This window comes from Halocella sp. SP3-1, assembly GCF_003953885.1.
In the GTDB taxonomy this organism is placed as follows: Bacteria; Bacillota; Halanaerobiia; order Halanaerobiales; family DTU029; genus Iocasia; species Iocasia fonsfrigidae.
In genome coordinates this window covers 3,939,241-3,957,678 of record NZ_CP032760.1, presented here as the reverse complement: position 1 = coordinate 3,957,678, position 18,438 = coordinate 3,939,241, and the positions used below count along the sequence as shown (strand labels likewise).

Sequence of the window (18,438 nt, the reverse complement as noted above, 5' to 3'; positions counted from 1 at the left end):
ATCAAATGAAGGAAGCTGCTTTTTATCAGCCAAGGAAAAATAATACTGTTCAATGCTTATTATGCCCACATTATTGTGTTATTTCACCTGGGAAGAATGGTATTTGTCAGGGGAGAATTAACATTGATGGTAGTTTATATAGTGATACCTATGCGAAGATTAGTTCCCTGGCAGTAGACCCAGTTGAGAAAAAACCACTCTATCATTTCTATCCAGGGGAAAAGGTTTTATCAGTTGGGACATATGGCTGTAATTTTCGTTGTCAATATTGTCAAAATTGGGAGATAAGTCAGCAGAAACCGTCTTTAACAACAGTTTCACCTGAGGAATTAGTAGAATTAGCGTGTCAAAAAAATACTATTGGTATTGCTTTTACATATTCAGAGCCTTCAATATGGTATGAATATATTTTGGAAACAGCTAGCCTGGCCCAGGAGCGTGATCTGCGGGTTGTACTGGTTACTAATGGTTATATCAATGAAAAACCATTACACACTTTATTACCAGTTCTGGATGGAATAAATGTTGATTTAAAATCATTTAGAACTAATTTCTATAAGGATATTTGTGGAGGTACATTAAACCCTGTTCTGGAAAATATTAAATTAATGGCTGCCAGGGTTCATTTAGAAATTACGACTTTAGTTATTTCCGGAGAAAATGACTCACAAAAAGAGGTAGAAAAGATGTTTTCCTGGCTTAGTACTATTGATTCTGATATACCAGTTCACCTGACCAGATATTTTCCAGCATATAAATTCAAAAAAGCACCTACATCGTTGGACAAAATGGTGGAGGTATATCAAATTGCCAGGAAATATATGGATTATGTTTACCTTGGTAATATTCAGGGTGATTTCGGAAAAATAACAAGATGCCCGGTCTGTGGTCGGGAATTGCTTGTCAGGGATTATTATACTAGCAGAAAATTAATGAAAGGTAATAAATGTCCACAATGTGGTAAGGAAATATATGGTGAGTTTAAATAGTATGATAATTTTCAATATTACTTTTATTTGTTAATAATTGACAAAAAAGCAGTCGGCTGTTATACTATAGACAGAACCTATAAGACAATAAGAAAATAAGAAAGGGTGGTTTAAATGAAAACTAAAAAAGTACAGTGTCCTGTATGTGGAACACACAATTGGTCTGGTGTTGAGTACTGCAAGAAGTGTAGTGGTGCAATTTATGAAGAAAAGGAAACAACCAGCACACTCTATCCAACACTAAGTATATTTAATAATATAAGCTAAAAAGAGTATAAGTAGATGAAGTAAAAAACATTGTAATGTTCGAAGGCCAGGTTGTATACCTGGTCTTTTTTATTGCTATAATTTAGTCGGAATAATGAAATCAAAATCCTATATAATTCCATCCAAATATGTAAATGATATAGATGGAATAATAACTAGCAATAAAAAAGGACGAAGTTAGTATTGATTCAGTTTTACTATAAATAAATAGACTAATAGAAGCAGCCAAAAAATTGATTAGTATTCTGCCGGGGTCAAAATTAAGTAATAAAAAAGAATATAAAAGGCTTGACATGATAATAGATATAAATTTATTAAATAGTGTTCTAGAAAATAATTTGTAGAAGATATTGACCAGTATAAGTTGTTCGCTGAGGGCTATTACTAAACTTGCAATAATAAGTAGTAGTAATGGTAAGATACTGGTGACAAATACTTCAGGACTATTCACTTTTATCAGTGGGGAAAAAGCCTTTTCCATTGTAAGGGAAAGGGGAATGTTGATGAATATAATAACCAGTATTATTAGTGCTATTGAAGTAGAGGACGAGATCCTTAGTTGTCTCAGAGGATTTTTTAAGTGAATTCCTAAATCAGCAAAAGAAATTGGGTATAGTGAAGTAATGTAGAATACAATAAAGCTAAAAGATAAGAATCTACCACTTATGATAAATAAAAAGTGAAAAAAATTATTAAGGACAGTATAATCCAGGTTAACTCCTTTAGAGATCATGTTTAAAGAGAGCATTAAATACCAGATACCCAGTATTATTAAGATATCTTTATAACTTATATAGCTGATAAGTCCCTTTTTATCATTCATAAGATCAACCCCTTTACACTAATTCGCTAAATAATTATCAATTCCTCTAAAAACATCACAGAAAATCTCTCTATATGCAGGTATTGTGCAGATATTGAAGAATATATTAAAATAGTAATAATACATTACTAAATAATAAAGAAGGGAAGGAACTTGGAATGGCAAAATTATTTGGTACTGATGGTGTGAGGGGAGTAGCTAATCGGGAACTTACCGGTGAATTAGCCTATAAACTGGGTAGGGCTGCTGGTTATTACCTTACCCGTCACTATAAAGGAAATGATAAAGCAACCATGTTGATAGGCAAAGATACAAGGGTCTCCGGAGATATGTTAGAGTCTGCTCTTACAGCAGGAATGGCATCAGCAGGAATTGATGTGCTTAGACTTGGTATTATACCTACCCCCGGTGTAGCCTATTTAACAGCTGAATTGGCTGTAGAAGGGGCAGTTATGATATCTGCTTCACATAATCCTATTGCTGATAATGGTATTAAGTTTTTTGATAAGAATGGCTATAAACTTAGTGATCAGATGGAAGAGGAGATTGAGGCCCTTATAAAATACCATTATGATACTATACCATCACCAACTTCATTAGAAATCGGGAATAGTAATGATAATTATGAGCTAACAGATAAGTATATTGACTATCTTATTTCCACAGTTGATGTTGATTTTACGGGTTTAAAGATTGCCCTTGATTGTGCGAATGGGGCAGCTTATAGAGTAGCTCCTGAGGTACTACAAAGGTTGGGGGCAGAAATAGTCGTCTCAAACAACCATCCAGCAGGTGATAAAATAAATTTAGACTGTGGCTCAACCCATCCAGAACTTATAAAAGAGCTGGTTGTGAGAGAAAATGCAGATTTGGGAATAGCTCATGATGGGGATGCTGACCGGATAGTAATGATAGATAATAAAGGTGAAGTAGTAGATGGGGATAAGATTATGGCAGTCTGGGCAGCAGATTTACTGCAGAGGGGGGAATTAAAAAAGAAAACCCTGGTCACTACAGCCTACAGTAATCTGGGATTAAAGGAGGCTGTTGAAGGTGCCGGTGGTAAAGTGGTAATTACTGATAATGGCGATAGGTATGTTCTTAAAGAGATGTTAGAAAATAATTATAATCTTGGTGGCGAGAAATCGGGTCATATTATTTATCTGGACTATAATCGTACAGGTGATGGGGTTTTAACTGCTGTACAGATAGTTGAAATAGTTAAAAGAAGGAGTAGAACACTTAATGAATTAAGCAATTTGATGGAACCCTGGCCACAGAGATTAGCAAATGTAGAAGTAAAATACAAAGAGCAGTGGGAAAATAATGACAGTATCAGGCGTGAAATCAGCAAGGCTGAACAGGCCCTATCAGAGAATGGGCGTGTTTTTGTCAGGGCTTCTGGAACAGAACCAGTAGTACGGATAATGCTGGAAGGTAAAAATGAGGGATTATTGATAGAGCTGGAAGAAAAATTAATTGAAGTTATAAAAAGTGAGTTAAATTAAATAGTAAAAGAATAACATTAACAATTTATCTATCATATGTTATAATAGAGTGGATTGTAATAATCTAAGATATATTATAAGGAGGTGATTCATATAAAAAAAGAAAAAGCGCCAGGACTTAGATTGAACGGGAAGAAATCTAAGTTGACGAGGGGGAGGTTTATCGAGTTTTCGGCGGATGCCTCCAGGTCTTACTGATTAGACTTAAATCTATTCTTTAAAACTGTTGAGTAATCAGCAGCTTAAAGGGGGTAGAAAATCAGGCCAAAATTTAATAATGGAGGTAATACTATTGTGCGGAATTGTTGGTTATATTGGGAATAGTGATGTAGTAGATATTTTGCTTGGAGGACTTAAAAGACTGGAATACCGCGGTTATGATTCTGCTGGTATAGCTATCAACAATGGTAAGGAATTAGAGCTTATTAAGAAAAAGGGTAAGCTGAAGGAACTGCAGAAAATAGTTGCCTCAACCCCTCTATCTGGAAAGATGGGTATTGGTCATACTAGATGGGCTACTCATGGTTCTCCATCTGACGAAAATTCACACCCACATGTGGACTGTACCGGGGAGTTTGTTGTAGTCCATAATGGTATTATTGAGAATTTTCAGCAGCTGAGGGAAGAACTCTGTGAAAAAGGCCATGTATTTACCTCAGAGACAGATACAGAGGTGATTGCCCATTTGTTGGAAGAATATTATCAGGGTGATTTAAGGGAAGCCATTAATCAAGTAATAGCACATTTAGAGGGTTCATATGCCCTGGGGATAATATCAAGCAAAGAGACAGATAAAATTTATGCAGTGAGACAGGATAGCCCTCTTGTGATTGGTATTGGTGAGGGAGAGAACTATATAGCTTCGGATATACCTGCTTTTCTGGAATATACTGATCAATTCTATATTCTTGATGATGGGGAAATGGCTGAAATTAAGAAGGATAAGATTACAATATATGATCAAAAAGGTGTAATGGCTGATAAAGAAGTATTTGAAGTAAACTGGGATGCAGAGATGGCTGAAAAGGGTGGTTATCCCCATTTTATGCTTAAAGAGATCTATGAACAGCCAGCTGCCCTGAGGCGTGTTATGGCAGATAGGGTTTCCCCGGGAAAGATAGAACTAGAGGAAATAAACCTATCAACAGAGGAAATTAAAGACTTTAATAAGATTTATATCCTGGCCTGTGGGACTGCTTATTACTCTGGAATGATTGGCAAATATGTTATCGAAGAACTGACCAGAACCACTGTAGAGATCGATGTAGCTTCAGAGTTCAGGTATCGAGACCCTATTGTTGATGATAAAACACTGGTAATTGTAGTCAGCCAGTCAGGAGAGACTGCTGATACCCTTGCTGGATTAAGATTAGCCCAGCAAAAAGGGGCCCGTGTACTGGCTTTGACCAATGTTGTTGGTAGTACTATTCCCCGTGAGGCAGATGAGGTGTTTTATCTTCATGCAGGACCAGAGATTGCTGTTGCTTCTACCAAGGCATTTACTAATATGGTTGCTGCTTTTTATCTGCTTGCTTTATATATCGCGAAAATTAAAGATACAGTAAGCAGAGAAGAACTGGCAGTCTATATAGATGAACTCCTTAAACTGCCTAAACTGGCAGTAGAAACACTTGAAAGTAGTGAAGAAATGATTAAAGGGCGAGCCCGGGATTATCACCTGCAGAGAGATGCCTTTTTTATTGGTCGTAATACCGATTATACACTGTCTTTAGAAGGGGCGTTAAAATTAAAGGAAATATCCTATATTCATGCTGAAGCATATCCTGCCGGGGAATTAAAACATGGGCCACTGGCATTAATTATTGAAGGTGTACCTGTAATTGCAATAGCTACCAGGATGTCTCTCTATGAAAAGACATTAAGCAATATTAAGGAAGTAAAGGCCCGAGGTGCAGATGTTACGGCAATTACTTTTAGGGGAGAAAAAGAAGTAGAGAAATCAGTTGATCATGTTTTATATATTCCTAAGATAAATGAGTTGTTTAGTGGTGTTTTAGCTATTATACCACTACAACTGCTGGCCTATTATACTGCTGTAGAAAAGGGATATGATGTTGATCAACCCCGTAACCTGGCTAAAAGTGTTACAGTTGAATAAAAATTATTTAAATAAAAGCCATCTTTAGGAATCAGGCCTAAAGATGGCTTTTTTTATTCACATCTGATGTATAGAAAAATATTATTTTAGAAAAGGGATATAATAAGAGTAGTTTAGCTATCTATCAGAGGAGGTATTAGTATGGTGGAAAGGTATGAAGATTGGGATGACTGGAAAAAGACGCTGGGACAGGCAGTTGCGGCAGGAAATTCGATAGGTATGGGTGATGAGACTATTGTAAAGATAGGCAGTAAACTGGGGGATATTCTGGATAGTATTGTAGAGCCTGAGAATCGTGAACAGCGTGTTTTAAAGGAATTGTGGGATTTAGCCAGTGAAGAAGAACAAAATGCTCTAAGCAGCATGATTGTCAAAATGGTTAAAGGGGAAAGGAAAGTGGAAACATAAGTCAAAAGTACTAAAAAAATTCAGAATTCAACAGGAAAATCTCATAATATGGTGAATTATATTAATATAAAGTCTTTTTTATATGTATTAGGTATAATTACATATATGTTTTAAATATGTAAAACACAGCAGAAGAATAACTAATAATTATTTTAGTAATGAATATGATTTACCTTCACTAGTAATAACAGTACCTAATGTTGCAGTTGTTCAAAAAAAGGGGGGGATATTATTGAAGAGAAAAAAAGATATTTTTGAGGGGGTAAATCTAAAGTTAATAAAAAAGATAAACAGAGATATAAAAATCAGTACTAAGTTAATTATTTCTTTATTATTATTGTGTATTATTCCTTTGTCAATAGTAGGTTATTATACATATAATCATTCAAAATCTACTATTAAAGATAAGGCTGGTAATTTTTCCAGTGAACTTATTAATCAAATGGCCATTAATTTTGATACAAAACTGGGGCATATTGAAAAACTTTCTAGTTCTATCATTACCAATAATGATTTAATGGAGGTATTAAGTATTGCTAATGAAGATGAAGATGTTTCTCAACGGCTTAAAAATCAGCAGGTCATTAAAGATACCTTTAATTCAATTGCTTTTACTGATGAAGATATAGACAGTATTCTGATTTATCGTTTTAATAATAGGGATACTGGTATAGGGACTTTAAATACAGGTAGTCTAAAAGGGGTCTTAGGTAATAATTTAGAAGAGACTGAAGTATTCAAAGAAGTAATGGAGAAAGATGGTACACCGGTCTGGATAAAGATTTCTAACCCTAATAATCAAAAAATTGATTATTTTTTGTTATTAAGGAGTATAAAACACTTTAGTTTAAGAACCGGGACTAAAGAGATAGGGGTATTAATCTTTGCCTTAAGAACAACTTATGCTGATAATATAGTAAGTAATATTAAGATGGATCAGGAACTATCTATGTATTTATTTAATAATGATAAAGAAATTTTATACCAAAATGTCTTTATCCCTGAGCAAGATGAGAATGAAGAGTTAGCAGATGATCTTTCAAAAAAGAGTATTCTTAATGGGGAAGTTTTACTGGAACGGCAGGGTGCTAATATATTTAGTGCTGAAGATAAAAGGTATTTTACTTTTCAGGGACAGTTACTTGCAAGTGAAAAATTAAGAAACGGCTGGGTATTAACAACAGCTATACCGTTGTCTTCGTTAACAGAGGAAATCGATGATCTTAAGATTGATTTTATGATACTTATGCTCATAAGTATACTCCTTTGTGTTTTATTGAGTGTTTTAATTTCATTAAGTGTTTCTCGACCACTAAAAACTATTGTCAATGTTATGCAGCGAACAAAAAAGGGGGATTTAACAGCTAAATCACCCATAGAAGGAAATAATGAATTTGGTATTCTATCAATAGCATTTAATGATATGATTGATAATATCAAGGTTTTAATAGAAAAAACACGTAATACCGGAAAGGATGTCAGGGAAAGTACTGCTGTTGTTAAAGATGTCTCTATGGAAACAATCTCAAGCACTCAACAGGTTTCATCAGCTATTGAAGAGATTGCCAATGGTGCAGCAGAGCAGTCACAGGAAGCTCAGAATAGTATTGCAGCTATGAATCAGCTGGCAGACAGGATTAATACTGCTTCCCAGAAGATAGCTGTGATAGTTAATACAACAAATAAGGTGAAGGAAGAGGGGGAAAATGCCAGTTTAACTATTAAAGAACTAAATCAGAAAACAGAAGAGACGGTTAAGGTCTCTACCTTGATCAAGGAGGATATTGAAAATCTAAATAATAATATTGAGGAAATTGTTAGTATTATTAGTGTGATAAATGAAATTGCTGAGCAGATAAATCTCCTATCTTTAAATGCCTCAATTGAAGCCGCCCGGGCCGGAGAGAATGGTCGGGGATTTGCTGTAGTTGCCCAGGAAGTACGGAAACTGGCCGAAGAAGCTAATGAAGCTACCAATAATATTGAAGGTATTATAAAAAACATATTCTCTAAAACCAGAAATACCGTTCAGGAGGTTAATAAAGCTGATCAAATCTTTAAGGAACAGCAGAGCTCTGTTCATGATACAGAAAATGCCTTTAATAACATTCTTGCTGCTCAGGAAAGGATTTTAGAAAATATTAATTTTATAACTAAAGTCATAGGAGAAGTAACTGAAGATAAAGAAAAAACTGTAAAACAGATTAATGAAATGGCTGCTATTGCTGAAGAATCAGCTGCTTCTACTGAAGAGGTTTCAGCTATAAGTCAGGAACAATCAAACTTAGCTGAGAAACTGGCAGACCTGGCTATAAAATTGGAAGAAACAGTTGACAGTCTAAATGGGGTTTTAGATGAGTTTATAATCTGATGATGATTAGATGGGGACCGAACTAAAAAGTTCGGTTCCTTTGCATTTATATCTTTCTTGCAGTATAATTAAAGGGAATTGTTTTTCTTAATTTAGGAAAGGATTGAAGGTATGATTATAGGATTGGGTATAGATATAGTTAAGATAGAGCGTATTGAAAAAATTCTCGATAGGTGGAATAATAGATTTAAATCCCGAATTTTTACTGAGGATGAGATCAGCTATTGTAGTTCTAAAGCAAGACCGGCCCAGCACTATGCTGCCCGTTTTGCTGTCAAAGAGGCCGCTGTAAAAATGTTGGGTGGTACTGTATATAGCTGGCAGGACTTCGAGGTAAGTAATGATGATTCTGGTAAACCTGGACTTAGCTTAAAGGGAGAGACAGCTGAAATTGCTTTAAAGAATGGTATAAAAAATCTTTATGTCAGTATTGCTCATGAGAATGATTATGCGATAGCACAGGTGATTGGGGAGGGTGATAGTTAATGATAGTATTAAAACCAGCAGAAATGAGGGCTGTTGATAAGGCGGCTATTGAGGCTGGTTTTCCTGGTGTTATGCTGATGGAAATAGCTGGTCGGGCTGTGGCTGATAAAGTAGTGAAGTTTATAGAGCCGGGAAGTAAAGTGTTAATATTTATTGGTAAAGGTAATAATGGTGGTGATGGTTTAGTAGCTGCTCGTTATCTGGATACTGAGGGATATAATGTCCAGTTAATTCTTTTAGCAGGAGAAGACAGTTTATCAGATAGTTCACTAATGAATTACCGTTTATGTGAATTGAGATCTATTAATACTTTAAAAATAGATACTATAGGGACTGATTATCAAGAGGTAAAAAATTTGCTGGCTGCCTGTGACATAGTAATAGATGCTATTTTAGGAACAGGTATTAGTGGTAGTATTAGGGGGAGGGCAGCAGATTTAATTGAATTGATAAATAACGCCGATAAGAAGGTACTGGCAGTAGATATACCTTCTGGTATAAGTGGAGAGAATGGAAGCGTTTTAGGAAAAGCAGTAAAGGCTACTTGGACCCTTACTATGGCTTACCCTAAACCGGGTCTTTTACTTTATCCAGGGAGAAAGTATTGTGGGCAAATTGGGGTTGTGGATCTAACTGTTCCAGAAAAATTTGCACTTAATGAAGGGTGTTCACACTATACCCTGACCTGTTCAGAAGCCCTGGATTGGCTTCCTACCAGGGAGAAGACAGGCCATAAAGGTAGTTTTGGCAAAATAACAGTAATAGGTGGAAGTCCTGGTATGGATGGAGCACCTGTCCTGACAGGCCTAGCTGCTCTCAAAACAGGTGCCGGGCTGGTAAGGCTGGCCATACCCGAGGATATCCTTTCAATAAGTTCGGCTTATAGTCCAGAATTAATAACTACACCATTGACTAAAAGTGATAATAATGAACCTGATTGGAATATAATTAATAAAGTGATGGCTGATTCAGATATGATTGTTGCTGGCCCTGGTTTTGGCCGTTCAAAAACAAGTTCAGAAGTTATTAAAAAATTAATAAGTACTTATCATAAACCACTGCTGATCGATGCTGACGGACTAAATGTTATTGACGATATTAAGCTTTTAAAACAGAGGGAGGAAACATTGATTCTAACACCTCACCCAGGGGAAATGGCCCGTCTACTTGATGAGGAAATAAAGGTAGTACAGCAGGATAGAATCAAAACAGCTCGCCAGTTTGCTGTAGATAAACAGCTTTATTTAGTATTAAAGGGTGCGGCAACAATAATTGCCCTACCAGATGGGAGAATTTATATTAATACTACAGGCAATGAGGGAATGGCTACCGCAGGTAGTGGTGATACCCTTGCTGGAATTATAGCCGGGTTGTTATCTCAGGGACTGTCTCCTGAAAAAGCCGTTGTACTGGGGGTATATCTGCATGGGCTGGCAGGTGATCTAGCTGTGCAGGATACTACTTCCTATTCATTAATGGCTGGTGATCTAATAGACTATATTCCAGCGGCAATCAAAAAACTGATTGCTGGTTCAGGAGGGGAATTAAAATGAAGGGTCAGACCCGTCCGGTTTGGGTTGAAATTAATCTAGCTAATCTTAAATACAATTTGGGATTATTAAAGGAAAGGGTCTCTGCTGATACTATAATTATGGCTGTGGTCAAGGCAGATGCCTATGGTCATGGTGTTTTACCTGTCAGTAAGACTCTTGTTGAATCAGGGGTAAAGAGATTGGCTGTGGCTCTACCTGAAGAAGGATTTGAGTTACGAGAAGCTGGTTTTTCATTACCAATCCAGGTGATGAGTGAGATTCTACCACCACAAGATGAATTATTACTTGACTATGACCTTATCCCTACTATAGGGAGAATGGATACAGCATTAAGGATTAATACCTTAGCAGAAAAAAAAGGGATTAAAAAAAAGGTGCATATAAAAATAGATACAGGTATGGGGAGGATAGGTGTTTGTCCTGAGATGGCTAATGATTTTATTATGAGTTTATCTCAAATGGATAATCTTATTATTGAAGGAATAATGACCCACTTTGCTACAGCAGATGAGGCTGACAAGGTATATACCCATCAACAGTGGGAGCGATTCCAGCAATTACTCAATGATTTATCAGAATCAGGATTTATAATACCCATTAGGCATGCTGCTAATAGTGCGACACTTATTGATTTGCCTGAGTTTCAATTAAATATGGTGAGACCGGGGATTGCCCTTTATGGGTTACATCCCTCACATGAGATGCATAAAAAACTTCCCTTTAAACCGGTATTAAGCTGGAAATCAAAGGTAGTATATCTTAAAAACCTTCCCCTGGGCAGTAGTATTAGCTATGGGGCTGCATATATTACCTCCAGGGATAGTAAAATTGCAACAATTCCGCTTGGTTATGCAGATGGATATTCCCGCTTGTTATCAAACAAGGCCCATGTTTTGATTAATGGACAGAAGGCCCCTGTCAGAGGGAAGGTCTGTATGGACCAGTTTATGGTTGATGTAACAGATATTTCTGATGTAAATATTGGTAGTGAAGTAGTTCTTGTAGGAAAACAGGGTAATGAAGAGATAACAGCCACTGAAATGGCTGAAATTATGGGTACAATTAATTATGAATTTGTTTGTAATATATCAAATAGGGTACCTAGGATCTATCGATAGGTAGGTGATAAAATGCTAAAAAAAGAAGTGATAATTAAGAATAAAACTGGCTTACACGCCAGGCCAGCTGCTGTTTTTGTTGAGGCTGCTGACAGGTTTGAATCAGATGTGGAGATAATATTTGATGGTATAGCTGTAAATGCCAAGAGTATAATTGGGGTATTATCATTAGGGATAGGTAAGGGTGATCAGATAACACTGGTTACTGAAGGTAGTGATGAAAAAGAGGCGTTAGAGTATTTGATAGAGATTATAGAAAAAAGTTTTGGTGAAAATGGAGGGGGAGAATATGATACTCTCTGATAAGAAGATTCATGATTTAGTTATAGAGAAAAGGATAATAATCGAGCCACTTCTGGACTATCAGATTCAACCTGCTTCAATTGATCTGCGTCTGGGAACAAGTTTTTTAAAAATAGATGAAAATATGATGGAGGTCATGACTCTGGATAAGGAGATTAATTATGTCAGTATAGAGAGTGATGAAATAGTTTTGCCTCCAAATTCCTTTTTATTAGCTGCAACTATGGAAAACATTGAGTTGCCAGCTGATATAACAGCCTTTGTTGAGGGTCGTAGTTCTATCGGTAGAATGGGCTTATTTATTCAAAATGCTGGTTGGGTTGATCCTGGTTTTAAAGGACAGATAACCCTTGAGTTATATAATGCCAATAGATTGCCCATTAGACTGACCTCAGGTAGGCGTATCTGTCAGCTTGTTCTGGCCCAACTTGACCAGGAGGCAGTTAACCCCTATAAGGGGAAATATTTTGGTCAGAAAAATGCGGTAGGTAGTAGGGTTTTTAGAGACCTGGAAAACAATTGATTTATGAATGGATAATATTACTACTTAATTGTTTCCTTCCTGCATTGACAGTATTTATCACATATTATATACTTAGATAGAGCTGAATTATATAAGTTGTTTTAGTCATATTTAATGAGGTGAAAATATGGCAAAAAAAGATTCTCGCCAGAAGAAAGTGCTCTCAGAAGAAAAGAAGAGGAAAATAGCCCGGGAAATGGTTAAAGGCTATAAAAAAATGGCTGATATTAATCGGGAATTAGCTGAAGAAGGGTTAAGGTCCCATGATGAGACAGATTGATTTACGTCTCATCATTATTTTTTGCGTAGTTTGATGTATATTTATGCTATTTTTAGAAAATATTAATATAGAATACATTATTGCCAAAAAATATTAATATATTATTGACATTAATCAATATATTTCTATATAATGAATATATCAGAGTATATTATGGGGGTGTTTTTCTTGGGTAATTTAAAGCGGGTTATGATCAGTCTACCTAATAACCTTCTCCAGGAAGTAGATGGTTTTGTACAAAAAAGCAGTGGTAACAGGAGTGAGTTTATTAGAGAGGCTATGAAACTCTACTTACAGGAGAAAAGGAGACAGGAAATCCGTGAGCAGATGAGGGCAGGTTACCTGGAAATGAGTGAAATTAATCTTGAGCTGGCTGATGAAGGAATAAAGAGTGAAGCAAATACTTTTCAATTTTATGAAGAGAGATTAGCTGAGTGTGAGTAATATGAATGTTAGTAGAGGTGATGTATTTTATGCTGATTTAAACCCTGTTGTTGGCTCAGAACAGGGGGGAGTCAGACCTGTCCTTGTAATCCAGAATGATATCGGTAACAAATATAGCCCTACAATTATTGTGGCGGCTATTACATCCAAGATTGATAAGGCAAAATTACCCACACATATTGAGATATCTGCTAATAATACCAATCTTGAGAAGGATTCTGTTATACTACTGGAACAGATTAGAACTATAGACAAAAAAAGACTTCAACGACATGTAACACATCTTAGTAAAGAGATAATTGATAGAGTTGATGAAGCAATTGAAATAAGTCTTGGATTGATAGAACTTTGAGAGAATCCTTAAGTGGGTTCTTTTTTTTGAGATGCTTTAAATGCTTGACAATAATAGTATATTTAGGTATAATTTATTAACAATAAGATATTTCTAAAAACTATGAACAGGAGTAGTAGCTAAGCTGGGTGTTTTAAGCGAGCCGGGGCAGGTGTGAGCCTGGTAAATACCTATTAGTGAAACCCGTCTGGGAGTTTAAGGGTTGAAGTGAATAAGTATACCTTTCCGGATGTCAGCCGTTATTTTGACAGATAGTAGCAATTTATTATACTATCAATAAATAAGTGGACTTTTTTGTCAAAAAGGATGGTACCGCGAGTTCCCCTCGTTCCTGAATGGAATGAGGGTTTTTTTATAAAATAATTTGGGTGGATGATTAAAATGGGTAAATATAATCGGATTGTAATAAAGATCGGGAGTAGTTCCCTGACACATAATGGAGGCAAGTTAAATTTGGGGAGAATAGACCGCTTTCTCCGGCAGATGGTTGATTTAAAAAATCAGGGTAAGGAAGTAATCTTTGTTAGTTCTGGTGCTATAGGCGCTGGTATGGCTGAACTTGGTTTAAAGGAAAGACCTGGTTCTATCCCAGAACAGCAGGGTATTGCTGCTGTTGGTCAGGCTCTTATTATGGGGGTTTATAATAAGTTTCTCAGAGAGTATGGTCAGATAGCCGCCCAGATATTACTTACGGCCAGTGATTTAGAAAATAGAGAGAGGTATTTAAATGCCTACAATACCCTGGAAAGCCTGCTTAGAAAAGGGATTATTCCTATCATTAATGAAAATGATACAGTGGCTACCCAGGAGATTAAATTTGGCGATAATGATACACTTTCTGCCCGGGTAGCGGGTCTAGTTGAAGCAGATTTACTGATAATATTATCTGATATAGAGGGCATGTATAATGGTGATCCACGTCAGGGTGGAGAAAACCTAAAGTTAATTAATAAGGTCACAGAGATAACCCCTGAATTGAAAAAAATAGCTGGTGGTAATGGTAGCCTTATTGGGACAGGTGGTATGCAGACCAAATTACAGGCAGCAGAAATTAGTATAGAGTCTGGGATAACGATGGTAATTGGACCGGGTTTTCGAAATAATATTATCAATGATATAGTAACTATGTTGGAGGAAGAATCAAACTATAATATTGGGACTACCTTTATACCTACCAGTAATTGTTTGAGTAAAAGGAAACAGTGGCTTTTATATAACCAGGCAGTTAGCGGTCGGATTACTGTTGATTTTGGTGCGGCAGAGGCTCTGCTCTATCAGGGAAAGAGTTTGCTCCCTGGTGGAATAACTAAGGTAAAGGGTAGTTTTAAAAAAGGTGATTCAGTTTTGATTATAGATGAAAGTGGTGAAGAACTAGCTAAGGGATTGGTAAACTATTCATCAGGGGAGGTTGAACTGATTAAGGGATATCACTCCGGGGAAATAGTTTCATTGTTGGGATATGAAAATGGTTCTGATGTGATACACAGGGACAATATGGTTATTAAAGGGGGAATTAAAAATGGGTATCAAAGAAGAAGTACTGGGTCAAGCAAAAAAAGCTAAAAGGGCTGCTGCCAGACTGGCGAGTATATCAACTCAGGTAAAGGATGCTGCCCTGTTAAATATTGCTGATAGGCTTGAAACATCTACTGAAAGGATAATGCTGGAGAACAATAAGGATATGGAAGCAGGAGTACAGTCTGGCTTAACAAGAGCTATGCTGGATAGATTAAAATTAAATGAAGAACGGATTAAAGGTATGGCTGATGGTTTGAGGGAATTAGTTAATCTCGAAGACCCTGTTGGTGATGTAATTAAGATGTGGAAGAGACCTAATGGGCTTCAGATAGGGCAGATGAAGGTTCCCCTTGGTGTTATAGGTATTATCTATGAATCAAGACCTAATGTTACTATTGATGCAGCAGGGCTTTGTCTTAAGGCAGGTAATGCGGTAATATTGCGCGGTGGTTCAGAGGCTATCCATTCCAACAGAGTCCTGGCCCAAATAGCATCTGAAGCGGCAGTAGAAGCTGGTTTACCAGAGGGGGGTGTTCAGCTAATTCAGGTGACTGATCGGGAAGCAGTCAGGGTTTTATTTGAACTAAATGACTACCTTGATGTTCTTATCCCTAGAGGTGGGGCCGGACTTATTAAGAGGGTTGTTAATGAGTCAAAGGTACCGGTTATTGAAACCGGTGTTGGCAACTGTCATATCTATGTAGATTCAGCTGCTGATATTGATATGGCCTTAGATATTACCTTTAATGCCAAAACAAGCCGTCCTGCAGTCTGTAATGCAGCAGAGAGTTTGCTAGTTCACCAGGATATTGCTGAAGAATTTCTACCACAGCTGGCTGAGCTCTTTAATGATAAGGGAGTAGAGATCAGGGGTTGTAAAAGGACCTGCACTTTGCTTTCAGGTGCTAAACAGGCTGAAGAAAGCGATTGGAGTGAAGAATACCTTGATTTCACTATGGCGGTTAAAGTGGTAGGAAGTTTTGATGAAGCCCTAGAACATATAAATACGTATAGTACCAAACACTCTGAGGCCATTATTACTAATGATTATCAAAAGAGCCAGCGTTTCTTAGAGGAAATAGATGCTGCAGCAGTCTATGTTAATGCTTCAACTCGCTTTACAGATGGTAATCAATTTGGTCTGGGGGCTGAGATTGGTATTAGTACCCAGAAACTCCATGCTAGAGGTCCGATGGGTCTTAATGAACTTACTACTATAAAATATATTGTACGTGGCCAGGGTCAGATCAGGGAGTAGTGATAGAGAGTGAGCAAATTAGCCATTATTGGTTTAGGGAAGATGGGAACATCCTTACTGGAAGGAATAATTGAAAGCGGTAGTTATTCGGCAGATAAAATTATTGTTTCAGATATTAAGCTTGATAATGATAAATTAGAGGGAAAATATCAGGGTATTAAGATGACTACTGATAATAAGGAGGCTGTTAAAGGTGTAGATGTAGTCTTGCTGGCTGTCAAACCCCAGGTGATGGCTGCTGTACTGGATAATATAAAAAATAGTTTGGCAAATAAATTATTAATTACAATAGCAGCCGGTCTTTCCCTGGCCAGCTATCAAAAGACAGTACCTGATTCATGTCGAATTATCAGGGTAATGCCCAATACACCCTCACTGGTTAAAGAGGGGATTTCTGCTTTTACAGCAAGTGAAAATGCTAGCAAAGAAGATTTGAAACAGGTAAAAAGCCTGCTGAAAGGTGTAGGTGAAGTAGTTGAGGTAAAAGAAGAACTGATGGATGCTGTCACAGGACTAAGTGGCAGTGGGCCTGCTTATATATATATGGTTATAGAGGCCCTGGCAGACGGTGGGGTATTGATGGGATTACCCAGGGAATTATCCCAGAAACTGGCTGCTCAGACTGTATTAGGGGCTGCCAGGATGGTAATGGAGACCGGTCAACACCCAGGTGAATTAAAGGATATGGTGACTTCCCCTGGAGGTACTACTATAAGGGCTGTAGAGGTTCTGGAGGAAAAGGGCCTGAGGGGTAGTATGATTCAGGCAGTAAAAGCAGCTGCTGAGAGGTCAAAAGAACTTAATAATTAATAAAAGTGTGTGTTCTAAAAGATATAAATAGGGGATATATAATCCCCTGCGGGTATATACTGGTACTTTTCGAACAGACTCTAAAGGTTTGATGATTATATTGTTTAATTTAAATAGATACTTGTAAATATCTATAGCATTGTTAAAACGGCTGTCTTTAAAACAGCCGTTTTAAATATTTCCAAGAATTTTATGGTATTATAGAGGAATTTATATATAAATTATAGAATTAATTAAAATAGTATTATTTTTATTACAATTTTAAAAAGATTATTTAGGAGGGGTGGATAGCTTTGCTGTGCATATTAAAAAGAGCAAATTTTATCTTTTTACTGCTGTGTTTACTGGTATTATTATTTTTAGTGTCTGATTCTTTAAGGGCGGCAGCTGATAAACCATTAACTATAGCTTTTGTACCGCGTTCCCTTGATAATCCAATTTTTCTGGATACTTTTGAAGAAGCCCAGGAAAAGGCCCATGAACTGGGTGTTAGATTAGAATGGGTTGCTCCTTTTACTTTTTCTAACAGTGAACAGGTTGAAGTAATTGAAAATTTGATCAGGAGAAAAGTTGATGGAATGGTTTTAAGTGTTGATGATATTAAACCAATCCGTCAGGTTATTAGTAAGGCTATCAGGGCTGGAATACCGGTTGCTACCTTTGATGCAGATAGTCCGGGGAGTGAGAGGCTTTTTTATATAGGTATTGATAATACCAAAGCTGGCTTCGCTATTGGACAGGCCTTAGTTGATGTTGTAAAAAAGAGGGGACTGGCTGATCAAGAGCTAAATACGATGATCATGACTGGTGCCCGTGATGCTCTGAATTTACAGGAAAGAATCCGTGGCTTTAAAGAGGCTACTGCAGGGGAAATCAACTTAAATATCAGAGCTGTACTTGAAAATCAGGATAATATCAAGATTTCTATTGAGCTTACTGAAGACTATGTTAAAAACCATCCAGAACTTGATGTTATCTTTTTTGTTGGTGGCTGGCCGTTTTATGTTCCAGCTGAGGCTATGATTAATTTCCAGCACTGGGCTCAAAAAGGTGGTATTGCTGTTGGGATAGATATATTTTATGATGCTTTATTATTACAAAAAGAGGGTTTGATTCAATATCTGGTAGGTCAGGACCTGGGAGCTATGGGTTCACAAGGGCTAGAGTATATGGTTAATTATATTAAACATAATAAGCGGCCGCCTACTTTTATAGAAACAGGTCTTAACCATGCTGGGAATGACAATTTAGAATATCTGCTTGAGGTCTATAAACCCTGGCGGGTTAAATAGTGTTTTACTATAAATT

Annotated in this window: 20 protein-coding genes and 1 other annotated feature; of the genes, 19 read left to right on the top strand and 1 reads right to left on the bottom strand. The window is 36.8% G+C overall.

The genetic code is table 11. The annotated features are described in order from the left end of the window. The first annotated feature begins 5 nt into the window (after positions 1-5). Entirely contained in the window at positions 6-989 is a 984-nt protein-coding gene (amrS, locus tag D7D81_RS18915) for an AmmeMemoRadiSam system radical SAM enzyme (protein WP_125991646.1), read from the top strand. Between the two features lie 114 nt (positions 990-1,103). After that, complete coding sequence (locus D7D81_RS19750) at positions 1,104-1,256, top strand: DUF7577 domain-containing protein (RefSeq protein WP_164522355.1); 153 nt, start codon at positions 1,104-1,106, stop codon at positions 1,254-1,256. Between the two features lie 100 nt (positions 1,257-1,356). Here the strand turns inward: D7D81_RS19750 and D7D81_RS20345 are convergent, their stop codons facing one another. Further along, positions 1,357-1,707, bottom strand: coding sequence for a CPBP family glutamic-type intramembrane protease (locus tag D7D81_RS20345; RefSeq protein ID WP_353622138.1), 351 nt, complete (start codon positions 1,705-1,707; stop codon positions 1,357-1,359). On the opposite strand from D7D81_RS20345, the gene D7D81_RS18910 reads away from it, so the two are divergent. The 17 genes from D7D81_RS18910 (at position 1,607) to D7D81_RS18835 (ending at position 18,422) form a co-directional block, all read left to right on the top strand. Further along, positions 1,607-1,840, top strand: coding sequence for a hypothetical protein (locus D7D81_RS18910; protein ID WP_125991644.1), 234 nt, complete (start codon positions 1,607-1,609; stop codon positions 1,838-1,840). The genes D7D81_RS20345 and D7D81_RS18910 overlap by 101 nt on opposite strands. A gap of 397 nt (positions 1,841-2,237) precedes the next feature. Then, on the top strand, positions 2,238-3,587 hold the full coding sequence (glmM, locus tag D7D81_RS18905) for a phosphoglucosamine mutase (protein WP_125991642.1): 1,350 nt from the start codon (positions 2,238-2,240) through the stop codon (positions 3,585-3,587). Between the two features lie 292 nt (positions 3,588-3,879). Beyond that, positions 3,880-5,706, top strand: coding sequence for a glutamine--fructose-6-phosphate transaminase (isomerizing) (gene glmS / locus D7D81_RS18900; RefSeq protein WP_125992396.1), 1,827 nt, complete (start codon positions 3,880-3,882; stop codon positions 5,704-5,706). A 141-nt stretch (positions 5,707-5,847) separates the two neighbouring features. Then, positions 5,848-6,114, top strand: coding sequence for a DUF3243 domain-containing protein (locus D7D81_RS18895; protein ID WP_286169961.1), 267 nt, complete (start codon positions 5,848-5,850; stop codon positions 6,112-6,114). 232 nt (positions 6,115-6,346) lie between these two features. Next, complete coding sequence (locus tag D7D81_RS18890; RefSeq protein WP_125991640.1) at positions 6,347-8,485, top strand: methyl-accepting chemotaxis protein; 2,139 nt, start codon at positions 6,347-6,349, stop codon at positions 8,483-8,485. 111 nt (positions 8,486-8,596) lie between these two features. Next, the gene (gene acpS / locus D7D81_RS18885; protein ID WP_286169958.1) at positions 8,597-8,971 is read left to right on the top strand and encodes a holo-ACP synthase; all 375 of its coding nucleotides are present in this window, start codon (positions 8,597-8,599) and stop codon (positions 8,969-8,971) included. Next, positions 8,971-10,524: an NAD(P)H-hydrate dehydratase gene (locus D7D81_RS18880; protein ID WP_125991638.1), complete on the top strand. Its 1,554-nt coding sequence runs from the start codon at positions 8,971-8,973 to the stop codon at positions 10,522-10,524. Before acpS ends, D7D81_RS18880 begins: the two co-directional genes overlap by 1 nt. Continuing rightward, entirely contained in the window at positions 10,521-11,642 is a 1,122-nt protein-coding gene (gene alr / locus D7D81_RS18875; RefSeq protein ID WP_125991636.1) for an alanine racemase, read from the top strand. The genes D7D81_RS18880 and alr overlap by 4 nt, the downstream gene beginning before the upstream one ends. 12 nt (positions 11,643-11,654) lie before the next feature. Continuing rightward, positions 11,655-11,945 carry an HPr family phosphocarrier protein gene (locus tag D7D81_RS18870; RefSeq protein ID WP_125991634.1) on the top strand — a complete coding sequence of 97 codons (291 nt, stop codon included), beginning with the start codon at positions 11,655-11,657 and terminating at the stop codon, positions 11,943-11,945. Further along, positions 11,932-12,468 (top strand): dCTP deaminase, encoded by a 537-nt coding sequence (gene dcd / locus D7D81_RS18865; protein WP_125991632.1) that lies wholly within the window; start codon positions 11,932-11,934, stop codon positions 12,466-12,468. The genes D7D81_RS18870 and dcd overlap by 14 nt, the downstream gene beginning before the upstream one ends. 127 nt (positions 12,469-12,595) lie before the next feature. Next, entirely contained in the window at positions 12,596-12,748 is a 153-nt protein-coding gene (locus D7D81_RS19745; RefSeq protein ID WP_164522354.1) for a hypothetical protein, read from the top strand. A gap of 168 nt (positions 12,749-12,916) precedes the next feature. Next, positions 12,917-13,192: a CopG family ribbon-helix-helix protein gene (locus D7D81_RS18860; protein ID WP_125991630.1), complete on the top strand. Its 276-nt coding sequence runs from the start codon at positions 12,917-12,919 to the stop codon at positions 13,190-13,192. A gap of 1 nt (position 13,193) precedes the next feature. Beyond that, a complete protein-coding gene (locus D7D81_RS18855) occupies positions 13,194-13,544 on the top strand; it encodes a type II toxin-antitoxin system PemK/MazF family toxin (RefSeq protein WP_125991628.1) in 351 nt (116 codons plus the stop codon). Positions 13,545-13,637: 93 nt separating this feature from the next. Then, positions 13,638-13,880: a binding site (T-box leader), on the top strand. Positions 13,881-13,925: 45 nt separating this feature from the next. Further along, positions 13,926-15,107: a glutamate 5-kinase gene (gene proB / locus D7D81_RS18850; protein WP_286169956.1), complete on the top strand. Its 1,182-nt coding sequence runs from the start codon at positions 13,926-13,928 to the stop codon at positions 15,105-15,107. Continuing rightward, the gene (locus tag D7D81_RS18845; RefSeq protein ID WP_125991624.1) at positions 15,064-16,320 is read left to right on the top strand and encodes a glutamate-5-semialdehyde dehydrogenase; all 1,257 of its coding nucleotides are present in this window, start codon (positions 15,064-15,066) and stop codon (positions 16,318-16,320) included. The genes proB and D7D81_RS18845 overlap by 44 nt, the downstream gene beginning before the upstream one ends. Before the next feature lie 9 nt (positions 16,321-16,329). Further along, positions 16,330-17,130, top strand: coding sequence for a pyrroline-5-carboxylate reductase (gene proC / locus D7D81_RS18840; protein WP_286169955.1), 801 nt, complete (start codon positions 16,330-16,332; stop codon positions 17,128-17,130). Between the two features lie 293 nt (positions 17,131-17,423). After that, positions 17,424-18,422 carry a substrate-binding domain-containing protein gene (locus D7D81_RS18835; protein ID WP_164522353.1) on the top strand — a complete coding sequence of 333 codons (999 nt, stop codon included), beginning with the start codon at positions 17,424-17,426 and terminating at the stop codon, positions 18,420-18,422. Positions 18,423-18,438: the final 16 nt, after the last annotated feature.

Coding starts and splice junctions, on each gene's coding strand:
- amrS (WP_125991646.1), top strand. CDS start 6: ATGAAGGAAGCTGCTTTTTATCAGCCAAGGAAAAATAATACTGTTCAA.
- D7D81_RS19750 (WP_164522355.1), top strand. CDS start 1,104: ATGAAAACTAAAAAAGTACAGTGTCCTGTATGTGGAACACACAATTGG.
- glmM (WP_125991642.1), top strand. CDS start 2,238: ATGGCAAAATTATTTGGTACTGATGGTGTGAGGGGAGTAGCTAATCGG.
- D7D81_RS18895 (WP_286169961.1), top strand. CDS start 5,848: ATGGTGGAAAGGTATGAAGATTGGGATGACTGGAAAAAGACGCTGGGA.
- acpS (WP_286169958.1), top strand. CDS start 8,597: ATGATTATAGGATTGGGTATAGATATAGTTAAGATAGAGCGTATTGAA.
- D7D81_RS18880 (WP_125991638.1), top strand. CDS start 8,971: ATGATAGTATTAAAACCAGCAGAAATGAGGGCTGTTGATAAGGCGGCT.
- alr (WP_125991636.1), top strand. CDS start 10,521: ATGAAGGGTCAGACCCGTCCGGTTTGGGTTGAAATTAATCTAGCTAAT.
- D7D81_RS18870 (WP_125991634.1), top strand. CDS start 11,655: ATGCTAAAAAAAGAAGTGATAATTAAGAATAAAACTGGCTTACACGCC.
- dcd (WP_125991632.1), top strand. CDS start 11,932: ATGATACTCTCTGATAAGAAGATTCATGATTTAGTTATAGAGAAAAGG.
- D7D81_RS19745 (WP_164522354.1), top strand. CDS start 12,596: ATGGCAAAAAAAGATTCTCGCCAGAAGAAAGTGCTCTCAGAAGAAAAG.
- D7D81_RS18855 (WP_125991628.1), top strand. CDS start 13,194: ATGAATGTTAGTAGAGGTGATGTATTTTATGCTGATTTAAACCCTGTT.
- proB (WP_286169956.1), top strand. CDS start 13,926: ATGGGTAAATATAATCGGATTGTAATAAAGATCGGGAGTAGTTCCCTG.
- D7D81_RS18845 (WP_125991624.1), top strand. CDS start 15,064: ATGGGTATCAAAGAAGAAGTACTGGGTCAAGCAAAAAAAGCTAAAAGG.